At 64.4% G+C, this 11,575-nt stretch carries 11 protein-coding genes and 1 other RNA gene; 3 read left to right on the forward strand and 9 right to left on the reverse strand.

Annotated features, from left to right (window positions below):
- Nucleotides 1–13 precede the first annotated feature (13 nt).
- The 3 genes from ACOOEX_RS06675 (at nucleotide 14) to rnpB (ending at nucleotide 1,796) form a co-directional block, all read left to right on the forward strand.
- Nucleotides 14–688, forward strand: coding sequence for a hypothetical protein (locus ACOOEX_RS06675; protein ID WP_420397692.1), 675 nt, complete (start codon nucleotides 14–16; stop codon nucleotides 686–688).
- Nucleotides 685–1,347: an N-acetylmuramoyl-L-alanine amidase gene (locus ACOOEX_RS06680; protein WP_420397693.1), complete on the forward strand. Its 663-nt coding sequence runs from the start codon at nucleotides 685–687 to the stop codon at nucleotides 1,345–1,347. Before ACOOEX_RS06675 ends, ACOOEX_RS06680 begins: the two co-directional genes overlap by 4 nt.
- A 33-nt stretch (nucleotides 1,348–1,380) precedes the next feature.
- Nucleotides 1,381–1,796: RNase P RNA component class A (rnpB, locus tag ACOOEX_RS06685), an RNA gene on the forward strand.
- Between the two features lie 184 nt (nucleotides 1,797–1,980).
- On the opposite strand, the gene ACOOEX_RS06690 is transcribed toward rnpB, so the two are convergent.
- From ACOOEX_RS06690 to ACOOEX_RS06730, 9 genes are all read right to left on the reverse strand, one after another.
- The gene (locus ACOOEX_RS06690) at nucleotides 1,981–2,226 is read right to left on the reverse strand and encodes a MoaD/ThiS family protein (protein WP_071690182.1); all 246 of its coding nucleotides are present in this window, start codon (nucleotides 2,224–2,226) and stop codon (nucleotides 1,981–1,983) included.
- Entirely contained in the window at nucleotides 2,226–4,472 is a 2,247-nt protein-coding gene (locus ACOOEX_RS06695) for a xanthine dehydrogenase family protein molybdopterin-binding subunit (protein ID WP_420397694.1), read from the reverse strand. Before ACOOEX_RS06695 ends, ACOOEX_RS06690 begins: the two co-directional genes overlap by 1 nt.
- A complete protein-coding gene (locus ACOOEX_RS06700; RefSeq protein WP_420397695.1) occupies nucleotides 4,472–4,954 on the reverse strand; it encodes a (2Fe-2S)-binding protein in 483 nt (160 codons plus the stop codon). Before ACOOEX_RS06700 ends, ACOOEX_RS06695 begins: the two co-directional genes overlap by 1 nt.
- Nucleotides 4,951–5,817 carry an FAD binding domain-containing protein gene (locus ACOOEX_RS06705; protein WP_420397696.1) on the reverse strand — a complete coding sequence of 289 codons (867 nt, stop codon included), beginning with the start codon at nucleotides 5,815–5,817 and terminating at the stop codon, nucleotides 4,951–4,953. Before ACOOEX_RS06705 ends, ACOOEX_RS06700 begins: the two co-directional genes overlap by 4 nt.
- A 162-nt stretch (nucleotides 5,818–5,979) precedes the next feature.
- The gene (gene cueR, locus ACOOEX_RS06710) at nucleotides 5,980–6,366 is read right to left on the reverse strand and encodes a Cu(I)-responsive transcriptional regulator (RefSeq protein ID WP_420397697.1); all 387 of its coding nucleotides are present in this window, start codon (nucleotides 6,364–6,366) and stop codon (nucleotides 5,980–5,982) included.
- 11 nt (nucleotides 6,367–6,377) lie between these two features.
- Entirely contained in the window at nucleotides 6,378–8,879 is a 2,502-nt protein-coding gene (locus ACOOEX_RS06715; RefSeq protein WP_420397698.1) for a heavy metal translocating P-type ATPase, read from the reverse strand.
- A 152-nt stretch (nucleotides 8,880–9,031) separates the two neighbouring features.
- Nucleotides 9,032–9,772: a peptidase gene (locus tag ACOOEX_RS06720; RefSeq protein WP_420397699.1), complete on the reverse strand. Its 741-nt coding sequence runs from the start codon at nucleotides 9,770–9,772 to the stop codon at nucleotides 9,032–9,034.
- A gap of 39 nt (nucleotides 9,773–9,811) precedes the next feature.
- Nucleotides 9,812–10,630, reverse strand: a complete 819-nt coding sequence (locus ACOOEX_RS06725; RefSeq protein ID WP_420397700.1) for a transglutaminase family protein — start codon at nucleotides 10,628–10,630, stop codon at nucleotides 9,812–9,814.
- The gene (locus ACOOEX_RS06730) at nucleotides 10,627–11,568 is read right to left on the reverse strand and encodes an alpha-E domain-containing protein (RefSeq protein ID WP_420398339.1); all 942 of its coding nucleotides are present in this window, start codon (nucleotides 11,566–11,568) and stop codon (nucleotides 10,627–10,629) included. The genes ACOOEX_RS06725 and ACOOEX_RS06730 overlap by 4 nt, the downstream gene beginning before the upstream one ends.
- Nucleotides 11,569–11,575 lie beyond the last annotated feature (7 nt).

Below are 11,575 nucleotides of genomic sequence, written 5' to 3' on the forward strand. Positions count from 1 at the left end.
CGAGGGTGGGCAGATGCAGAAACTTGCGATGACGGGGCTGACGCTCCTGCTGCTTGGGGCCTGTGCGTCCCAGCCCGAGGATGCGCGCGGCGTCGGTTTCGGCGACTACAACCAGCATCTCGCGCAGGAACGGGCCGAGCGCGAGGCCGCTCTTGCGGGTCGCCAGCCACAGGCCGTTCTGCCCCCGGCGCGCGAGGAGGGCACTGATATCGCAGCCGTTGCGGCAGGGGCGATTGACGAGGCCGAAGGCGCGACGCCCACGCCTGCACAGCGGGTTGGCGGCAATACCAGCATCTCGGACGAGCAGGATTTCGAGGCCGTCGCGGGCCGTGAATCCATCGAAAGCGACGCCGAGCGCCTGCAACGCATGCAGGAACAGCGGGTCGAGATCGCCCCCACGGCTGTGCCCGACCGCCCCGGCGCAACCGGCCCCAACATCATCGAATACGCGCTAACAACTTCGAATCCCGTGGGCAATCAGGTTTTCCGCCGCTCTCCATTCGGACAGGGGCGGCATGAACGGAATTGTCTCGCCTACCGGTCTGACGATCTGGCGCAGGAGGCGTTCCTGTCCATGGGCGGGCCGCAGCGGGACCGGCAGGCGCTCGACCCCGATGGCGACGGCTATGCCTGCGGATGGGACCCGACCGTTTATCGTGACGCCGCCGCGGCTGCCCGGAACCAGTGATCCGCTCGCCCAATTTCGGCCCCCGCCGCGACGGGCTGAGGCCGGAACTGGTCGTCCTGCATTACACCGCCATGGAAAGCTGCGAGGCCGCAGCCCGCGCACTCTGTGACCCTGCGCGCGAGGTGTCGGCCCATTACCTGATTTCCGAGGCGGGAGAGGTGATGGCGCTGGTCGAGGAAGACATGCGCGCCTGGCATGCAGGTGCGGGGGCCTGGGCCGGTCGCCGGGATGTCAATTCCCGGTCCATCGGGATCGAGCTGTCCAATACCGGCTTTGTCCCTTTCGCCGCACGCCAGATGGCGGCGCTTGAGGCGCTGTTGCCGGGTATTCTCTCGCGTTGGATGATACCCCCCGAGGGCGTCATCGCCCATTCCGACATGGCGCCGGGCCGCAAGATCGACCCCGGCCCGCGCTTTGACTGGCAAAGGCTCGCCCGGCATGGGATGTCGATCTGGCCTGATCCCGTGCCGAACCTGCCCCCGGATTGGGCGCGTTTTCGTGCCGATGCGGAGCGGTTCGGCTACCCCAAGAAGGCGGACGACTTGCTGCTGTCCACCGTCCGGTTGCGGTTCCGCCCGCGCCACGCAGGGCCGCTCGATGCCCATGACATGGGGATCATGGCCGATCTCGCCGAGCGTTTCCCTGCCGGACGGGCTTGACCTTCCCCCCGCGCGCCCCTAGGTCGCGATGGCGCGGAGGGCTGGATGACCGCGAGGGGAAACCTTCGAGGAAAGTCCGGACTCCCTGAAGCAACGGTGCCGGGTAACGCCCGGGCGGAGAAGGGCGGGGAAACCCACCCGAATCCGACGGAAAGCGCCACAGAAATGAAACCGCCTCCGGGCCGGTCGGGCAACCGATACCGCCGGCGGTAAGGGTGAAACGGTGGAGTAAGAGACCACCGCGGGACTGGCAACAGGACCGGCACGGCAAGCCCCACCGGGAGCAACGCCAAATAGGGACCTCGCGTGCCTGTCACAGGGTCGCTTCAGCCCGAGAGGTCCGGGTTGGCAGCTGGAGCCTGCGCGCAAGTGCAGGCCTAGAGGAATGGTCATCCATCCGCAGGGAAACCTGTGGGGGACAGAATCCGGCTTACAGGCCCTCCGCGCAAATCTGTCACCAATGGTGTCGCCGCCTGTCGGTGTCGATCCGGGTGCGGACCCAATGGGTCTAAGTTCCTGCCAACAGCCACCAAGAAGCCCGAAACAGGTGCCGAGAGTTTCGTTGCCGGTTGGCTTCCTTCCGGCCCGGACCGTTCAGCGCCAGCCAGATGACAGGGTGCAACCGACCTCCGCCTAGCCGCCCGCCAGTTTCTGCAACAGGAAGATCTCGCTATCGGGCTTGACCGGGTGATTGCGGCTATTGGGCACGATCTGCCCGTCCACCGCAACCGAGACGCCGCGTTTCAGCGCCGGTTCCAGCCCAGGATAGGCCGCGACCAGCCCATCCAGAACCTGGCCCACGGTCGCGCCCTCGATTTCCACCATCTCTTTCCCGTCGGCCAGGGCGCGCAGCCCTGACCACAGGTGCAGCTCTGCCATCAGACCTCCTTGCCCTGGATCGCGGCCAGAACACGCGACGGGCGCAAGGGCAGCTTGCAGATGCGCTTGCCGGTGGCGTCGCGCACGGCATTGGCGACGGCGGGCAGGGGGGGCGTGATGCCGGTCTCGCCCACGCCGCGCACGCCGTAGGGGTGGCCGGGGTTCGGCACCTCGACGATCACCGTGTCGATCATCGGCAGGTCCGAGGCGACGGGAACGCGGTAGTCGAGGAAGACCGGGTTTTGCAGCCGTCCATCCTCGCCATAGATATATTCCTCGTTCAGCGCCCATCCGATGCCCTGTGCGGCACCTCCCTGGAACTGGCCTTCCACATAGGCGGGGTGGATGGCCTTGCCCGCGTCCTGCACCACCAGATAGCGCAGGATGGTTGTGCGCCCGGTGTCCGGGTCCACTTCCACATCCACCACATGGGTGCCGAAACTGCCGGAAAAGCCCGCGGGGCTGTCTTCATAGTGGCCCGAGATCGGCCCGCCAGTGCCACCCATTTCACCTGCGATTTCGGCGATGGTCATCGGCGGGAATTCCCCGGCATTGGGGCCCGAGGGCTTGGCGCAGCCGTCTTCCCAGACCACGGCCTCCGGGTCGATGCCCCATTTGTCGGCGGCGCGCTTGCACATCTTGCCGATGCATTCCTCTGCCGCGCGGATGGTGGCCAGCCCCGATGCATAGGTCGCGCGGCTGCCATGGGTGGGTTCATTGACGCCGAGCGCGCCGGTGTCCGAGATGTTCACCCGCACGTTTTCGTAAGGAATGCCAAAGGCTTCCGCCGCCATCAGCGCCATGGACGCACGGCTTCCTCCGATATCGGGGGTGCCGACGGACACGGTCACCGACCCATCTTCGGAGATCGCAACCGAGGCTGAGGTTTCACCGCCCCAGTTCATCCAGTAGCCCGAGGCCACCCCGCGCCCCTGATTGGGGCCGAGCGGCTCAGCATAGTTCGGATGCGCCTTGGCGGCCTCCAGCGTTTCCACAAAGCCAATCGGCCCGTATTTCGGCCCGAAGGTTGCCCGCGTGCCTTCCTTGGCGGCGTTCTTCAGGCGCGTGTCGATCGGGTCGAGCCGCAGTTCGCGGCACAGTTCGTCAATCACGCTTTCGGTGGCGAAAGCCGCCATCGGGGCCCCCGGCGCGCGGTAGGCGGCTTGACGGGGGCGGTTGGTGATCACGTCATAGCCGATGTGATGCACATGCTCGATGTCGTAATTGGCGAAGGCGAGCATGGTGGTCACATCGACCGGTGCACCGGCAAAGGCCCCGCCCTGCATGCGGAATGTACCATGGGCGGCGGTGATCCTCCCGTCCTTGGTCATACCGATCTTGACGTCCATCGAGGCCGATGCGGTCGGCCCGGTAGCGCGCAGAACTTCGTTGCGGCTCATCACCATCTTCACCGGCTTGCCGCCTGCCTTGCGGCTCAGCGCCAGTGACAGGGGTTCGATGAAGATCGTGGTCTTGCCGCCGAAGCCGCCGCCGATCTCGGACGGGGTGACGCGGATATTGGTGGTCTCGATTCCCAGAACCGCGGTGGACATACGCCGCATGAACCAATGACCTTGGGTGCAGACCCAAAGCTCGCCGCGGCCATCCGCCCCCATCTGGCCAAGGCAGGCATGGGGTTCGATATAGCCCTGATGCGCGGCCTCGGTGGTGAAGCTGCGCTCGATGATCAGGTCGGCCTCGGCAAAGCCCTTCTCAAGGTCGCCGCGGCCGCTGTCGAAATAGCGCACAACGTTCGGGTGCATGCCCTCGGGCACCGAGAAATCAGCGGCCCCTTCGCGGATGACCGGCGCGCCGTCCTTCATCGCCTCGTCCACATCGGTGACATGGGGCAGGATTTCGTAGGTCACCTCGATGAGCTTCGCTGCATCGCGGGCCAGCAGGGGCGTGGTGGCGGCGACGGCAGCAACGGCGTGACCGTCATAGAGCGCCTTTTCACCGGCCATGCAGTTTTCCTGCAAGTCCCAGTCCTCGCCTTCCAGCCCCTCGGGGAAATCGGCGCGGGTGATGACGGCCTTCACGCCCTCCATCGACAGGGCCTTCGTCGCGTCGATCTTGACGATCTTCGCATGGGCATGGGGGCTGCGCACCACCGCGCCGTGCAGCATGCCGGGCACAGAGATATCCGCGCCGTAGCGCGCCCGGCCCGTGACCTTGTCCAGCCCGTCGGGGCGGTTGGGGGTGGTGCCGATATATTTGTAAGCGGTCTTTTGTCCGTCCAGAGCCATTACGATGCCTCCCGCATTTCCGCCGCCGCATCCATCACGGCGCGAATGATCTTGTCATAACCGGTACAGCGGCACAGATTGCCCGCCAGCCAATAGCGCAGCTCGGTTTCTGTCGGATCGGGGTTCCGCTCCAGCAGGTTCTTGGCCGCGACCAGAATGCCCGGCGTGCAGATCCCGCATTGCAGGGCCGCATGTTCGATGAACTTGCGTTGCAGCGGGTGCAGGGTTTCGCCATCAGCCATACCTTCGACGGTTCCGACCTCTTTGCCCTCGGCTTCGACACCCAGAACAAGGCAGGAGCAGACCAGCCGCCCATCCAGCGTGACGCTACAAGCGCCACAATCGCCAGTGCCGCAGCCCTCTTTCACGCCCATCACACCCAGATGATCGCGCAGGCAGTCGAGCAGGGTTTCGCGCGGGTCGCAGAGGAAATCGGCCTCGTCGCCGTTCACCTTGGTGCTGACATGGATACGCTTGCTCATGCGCTTTCTCCTTTCGCGCGGGCGTAGGCGATTTTCGCGGCCCGTTTGGCCAGCACGCCGGCCACATGGGTGCGGAACTCGATGGTGCCGCGCTTGTCGTCAATTGGGTTGCAGGCGGCGGAGGCCGCCGCTGCCAGCGCGTCGAGCGCCGCGTCATCCAGTGTGGTGCCGATGATCGCCTTTGCAGCATCTTCTACAAGAAGGGCCACAGGGGCGACTGCGCCAAGCGAGACGCGCGCCTCAGATACGGTATCGCCATCCAGCCGCAGGTTCACCGCGCAGCCGACAACGGCAATGTCCATCTCGGTGCGCGGGATAAAGCGCAGATAGGCGTCGCCGCCGTTCTGCCCTCGCGCCGGGATCGTCACGGCCGAAATCAGCTCGCCCTTGGCAAGCGACGTCTTGCCGGGGCCTGTGGGGATGTCCTCCACAGCCACTTCGCGGCTGCCATCAGGGCCGGTCACAGTGACGGTGCAGCCTGCCGCGATCATGCCGGGCACGCTGTCCGCTGCGGGCGAGCCGTTGCACAGGTTCCCAACCAGCGTCGCGCGGCCCTGCACCTGGGTGGAGCCGATCAGGTCCATCCCCTCGACCAGACCCGGCCAGTCGGCGCACAGATCGGCGCACTCCGTCATCTCGGCCCCCGCCACGGCCGCGCCAATTCGCCAGCCGCCATCCTCGGTGCGCGAAATCTCTTTCACGCCGGGGATGTGCTTGATGTCGATAAGGTCGTCGGGCGTCACGATGTCGGCGCGCAGTTGCACCAGCACATCCGTTCCACCGGCCAGGAACCGCGTGGTCCCGCTTGCGCCCGCGGCAATGGCCGAAGCTTCTTCGAAACTCGAAGGACTATGATAGTTCATGTCATCTCCCTGATCTTCGCGCCGGGGCCTTGGCCGTTTCGGCGTCTTGGGGCCAGACTAGCGAAGCATTTCGGAATGTCGATCCACCGCGCGCGACTTTTCCGGGTCGCAAGCAGATAATTGCGCGTGGATTGAGGAAAACTTGGAGCGGATAGGCGGCGCTCAGTTGCCTTCCAACCCCTGTAGAATCGGACAATCAGGTCGGTCATCGCCTGCGCATTCCCGCACCAGATGGGACAGGGTTTCGCGCATCGCGGCCAGATCGGCGATCTTTTGGTCGATCCGCGTCAGGTGCCCCTGCGCGATCCGCTTTACATCGCTGCTGGCGCGGGTCTCATCCTCGTAGAGTGCCAGCAAAGCCCGGCAATCCTCGATGGAAAACCCGAGCGAGCGGGCATGGCCCAGAAAGGTCAGCTTATGCAGGTCGCTGTCCCGAAAGCTGCGATAGCCGTTGGCGGCGCGCTGAGGGGTCACAAGACCGATATCCTCGTAGTACCGGATCGTCTTGGGGGGCAGGCCGGACCGTTCGGCCACATCTCCGATATTCATGGGGTGGCTCCTTATTCGGCGGGGGCAGGGATGGGAGAGCGGGCGGGCGTTACGGGATCAAGAGGGGCGTCATGCGCCGCGCTGACCCATCTTAGCCTGAGGGCGTTGGACAGAACGAAGACCGAGGACAGAGCCATCGCACCTGCCGCCAGCGCAGGCGACAGAAGCATACCCGTCAGCGGGTAAAGCACACCGGCCGCGACGGGGATCAGCAGAACGTTATAGCCAAAGGCCCAGAACAGGTTCTGCCTTATATTGGCAATCGTGCGCTGGCTGATCCGCATGGCATTGGCCACGCCTAGCAGGTCGCCCGAGATCAGCACCACATCCGCCGCCTCAATGGCGATATCGGTGCCGGTCCCGATGGCGATGCCCACATCGGCCGAGGCCAGTGCGGGTGCGTCGTTGATCCCGTCGCCCACAAAGGCTACCGGGCCGCGGCTGCGCAAGCGATCGACGGCCTCAACCTTGCCATCGGGAAGAACGTCCGCAACCACGTGGTCGATCCCCAGATCACGGGCGATGGCCTCTGCCGTGGCGGGGTTGTCGCCGGTGATCATCGCGGTTTGCAACCCCATGTCGCGCAGCATGGTCAGGGCCAGCGGGGTTGAGTGCTTGATCGGGTCGGCCACGGCAATCAGCGCCGCAAGCTGGCCATCCACGGCAGCAAAGAGCGCGGTTTTACCATCGCTGGCCAGTCGGTCGGCCTCCGCCGCCAGCGGGGCGGTGTCGATGTTTTCACGCTCCATATAGCGGGTGGCGCCGACAAGGACCGTGCGTCCTTCAACCACCGCCATTGCCCCGAACCCGGTAACCGATTGGAACCCCTCGGGTTCCGGCACCTCCAGCCCGCGTGTCTTTGCGGCCCGCAGGATGGCGGCGGCAATGGGATGCTCGGACTTGCTTTCGACGCTGGCGACCAGCCGCAGAACCTCGTCTTCTGACAGGCCCACAGGCGTCAGGGCGACCAGTTCCGGGCGGCCCTCGGTCAACGTGCCGGTCTTGTCGAAGGCAACGACCTGCGCCCCTTGCAGGCTTTGCAGCGCATCGCCCTTGCGGAAGAGAACGCCCATTTCAGCGGCGCGACCTGTGCCCACCATGATCGAGGTGGGCGTGGCCAGCCCCATGGCACAGGGGCAAGCAATGATCATGACGGAAACGCCCGCGACCAGTGCGAGGCTGAGCGCCGGATCGGGGCCGAAGATCAGCCAGGTCAGTACGGTCAGCAGGCTAGCGCCGATGACGGCGGGCACGAACCAGGCGGTGATGCGATCCACCATGCCCTGAATGGGCAGTTTCGCGCCCTGCGCTTCCTCGACCATGGCGATGATCTGCGCCAGCATCGTGTCGCGGCCTACTTTCTCGGCCCGGAAGGTCAGCGCACCCGCGCCGTTCACCGTGCCGCCTACGACCTGCGATGTGCGTGCCTTCAGAACCGGGATCGGCTCGCCGGTCAGCATCGATTCGTCCACGTGGCTTTCACCCGAGATCACACGGCCATCCACGGCGATCTTCTCTCCGGGACGGACATGCAGGATGTCGCCTGCGACCACCTCTTCGATGGCGAGGTCCACAACCTCGCCGCCCCGTTCCACGCGCGCGGTTTTTGCCTGCAAGGACAAGAGCTTGCGGATTGCCTCGCCGGTGCGGCCCTTGGCGCGCGCCTCCAGCAGACGGCCCAGAAGGATCAGCACGACGATGACGCCCGCTGCTTCGAAATAGACATGCGCGGTGCCCTGGGGCAGCAGCGCGGGGGCGAAGGTGGACACAGTGGAATAACCGAACGCCGCAAGGGTGCCGAGCGCGACGAGCGAGTTCATATCGGGCGCACTCTTCAGCAGCGCCGGAATGCCCTTGGTGTAAAAGCCGCGACCGGGGCCGATGAGGGTGATCGCGATCAGCAGGAATTGCAGAACCCGGCTGGTCTGTTCGCCAATGGACATCGCCACGTAATGATGCAGGGCAGGGAAGACATGCCCGCCCATCTCGACGATGAAAACCGGCAGAACAAGCGCGGTGGCAAGCAGTGTTTTTCGCGCAAGGTTTTGAATTTCCTGCGCTTTACGTTCATCTTTGTTGTCGGCGTCCGTGCCCTTGATCGTCGCCTTGTAGCCCGCAGCCGTGGCCGCGCCCGCGATTTGCGAGGGGCTGGATTGCCCCAGCAGATAGTGCACCTGCGCCGTTTCCGTGGCGAGGTTGACCGAGGCCGACAAGACCCCCGGCGCGGCCTGCAACGCCTTTTCCACGCGCCCCACGCAGGAGGCGCAGGTCATGCCTTCGATCGACAGGGTGACATCCGCCTGCGCTGCCGGGTATCCCGCTGTTTCCAAAGCTTTTGTCAGCTCGTCCACCCCGACGGAAGGGTCGTGCAGAACCCGCGCGCTTTCGCTGGCAAAGCTGACCTCGGCGCTGCTGACACCGGGCACAGCGGCCAGCGCGGTTTCCGCGCGACGCACGCATCCGGCGCAGCTGAGGCCGGTGATTTGCAGATGGGTCTTGGCTTGTTCGGACATGGAGGAACCTTCGGGCCGAATCTTCGGTCAGCACGGTAGATAGGGGTTCCAGTCTCTGGAAGGTCAAGGGCGCGGGAGACAAAAAATGCCCATCACCCCCCGTACACCGGGCGTACACCCCCCGTGCACCCCCCGTACAGACGTTTGACGGATTACTCAGTCGGGAAGGTGAAATCCGGCAATTCCCGGAACGCATTTTTCAAGGCCACGCCCCAGCCGGTCGATATCTCTTCGAAATAGGGATTATCCGCCTTGATCCGCATTTCCCTGCCTCGCTTCATGCTGTCCGCGTCATAGGCGTGCAGATCCAGAGGCAGGCTGACCGAGAGATTGGCCTTGATGGTTGAATCGAACGAGACGAGCAGCAGCTTGATGGCGTCTTCGAAGCTCATGTCCGGTTCGAACGCGCGGACAAGGATTGGGCGGCCATATTTGGTCTCGCCGATCTGGAAGAAGGGTGTATCCTCGCTCGCTTCGATGAAATTGCCTTCCGGGTAGATCATGAACAGGCGCGCATCTCCGTCGCCGACCTGACCGCCGACGATGATCGTGGCCGAGAACATCGCGTCGGCCTGCTGGCCGGTATCGGCATGGCTGGCGATGACCTCTTTCAGCGTGTTGCCGATCAGTGTCGCGACCTGGAACATCGACCTGGCCTTGTAGATGCCGGGGCTGCGGTCATCGGGCGCCTTGCCGCGTTCTTCCAGCAGGCTGATCACCGATTGCGTGGTGGCCAGATTGCCCGCCGTCATGATGGTGATGCAGCGTTCACCCGGTTCTTCGAAGATGAACATCTTGCGGAAGGTGGAGATATTGTCGATGCCGGAATTGGTCCGCGTGTCCGACATGAACACCAGTCCCCGGTTCAGTTTCAGCCCCACGCAATAAGTCACGGCCGTCGTCCTCTTTTATTCCGATGCCTAGAAATCAGGCTATTGCTGGACTTGCAAGCTGACTTGAAGATGCTCATCGCCGGGGCCCTGGCGGATGCCCATGATCGGGGCGGCATCTCGGTAGTCGCGGCCGGTGGCAACGCGCACATAGCGGGCATCCGGCGAAATACCGTTCGACACGTCGAAGCCGACCCATCCGAGCGTCTCGGTCCAGACCTCGCACCAGGCGTGGCTGGCATCCTGATCGACGCGATCGTTCATCATCAGATAGCCCGAGATATAGCGCGCGGGATGGCCCAACAGCCGCGCGGCCGCGATCATGATATGGGCGTGGTCCTGACAGACGCCATGGCCCGCGGTCAGGGCGGATTCAGCGGTCGTGTCACTGTTGGTGCGCCCGGTTTCATAGCTGACCTGCGACAGGATCATCGCGGACAACGCGTGTAGCTGCGCCAGCGTATCGGCCCCGTCCTGTTCGACCCTGAGCTGGCGTGCAAGCGCCCGGATGGCGGGGCCGGGGGAGGTGGTTGGGGTGGGATTCTCGAACAGCCAGAGGGGGGCAAAGCCCTTGTGCGTGCCGATGATGCCGTGATTGTCCTCGACCTCGACCGTGCCTTCGCTGCGAATCTCGATCCGGGTGGCGCCTGCATCGACCTTGACCAGTTCCGTGTGGTTGACGAACTGGTCGGAAAAACTGGCCTGCTTGGTGCCGCCGGTGATCGTCGATGACCAGTCAAGCACGGTCTGCCCATGTCCCGACCGGGGCACCAGGCGCAGTTGCTGCAACGCGTAATGCACCGGCTGGTCATAGCTGTAGGTGGTCACATGGGTGATGGCGAGGCGGATCGGGTTGCTCATTGAAAGAACCGGAAATCTGTCTGGATAAGGCTTGCCAGCGTGGAGGTGTCATTGATGCTGGCGGTCAGGAATTCATGCAGCCCTTCTTCGAAGATGGTGGTCACGGTGGTCCCGTTCAACTGGCCGCAGATGCGGTCTGCGAGGGCATGGCTTTCGTGGCGGGTGCCGTAGTCATTGGCCAGCCAGTTCAGGTTTTCGCCTATCTTGGAATAGCAGAAGGCCAGGGACCGGGGCATGCGTTTGTCGAGGATCAGGAACTCTGCGATCCCAATGGGCGTCGTCTCGCCGCCATTGAGCCAGCGATAGCTGCGCTCCGCCGAGACCGACCGCAGGATCACCTCCCATTGCACATTGTCGATGCGGCTGCCGACGAAGGCGGCGGAGGGCAGCAGGACGTAATATTTCACGTCGAGAATGCGGGCGGTATTGTCGGCGCGTTCCAGGAAGGTGCCAAGCCGCGAGAAGGCAAAGATGTCGTTGCGCAGCATGGTCCCGTGCAGCGCCCCGCGCACCACCGAAGTGCGATAGCGGATCGCAGCCAGTAGTTCATGCAGGGTGCGTTCCGATACCGGGCGGGCCAGTGCCGATTTCACTTCCATCCAGCATTCGTTCACCGCCTCCCACACTTCCGATGACAGCGCGGTGCGCACCATGCGGGCATTGGACCGGGCGGCCTCGATGGAACTCAGCACCGAAGAGGGATTGTCGCGGTCGCGCAGCAGGAAGTTGATCACCGAGCCGGAGTCGAAACTGTCGAACTTCGCGGAGTAGGCGGCGTCGATCCCGGCGGTGTTGATGACCGATTGCCATTCATTCGACTCGCCGTCGGACCTGGTCAGCGCGATGCGCCAGCCGGCCTCGAGCAGTCGTGCGGTGTTTTCGGCCCGTTCGATATAGCGGAACATCCAGAAGAGGCCGCCTGCGGTTTTTCCCAGCATCATCGGC

Source organism: Nioella sp. (assembly GCF_965215655.1).
GTDB lineage: Bacteria > Pseudomonadota > Alphaproteobacteria > Rhodobacterales > Rhodobacteraceae > Nioella.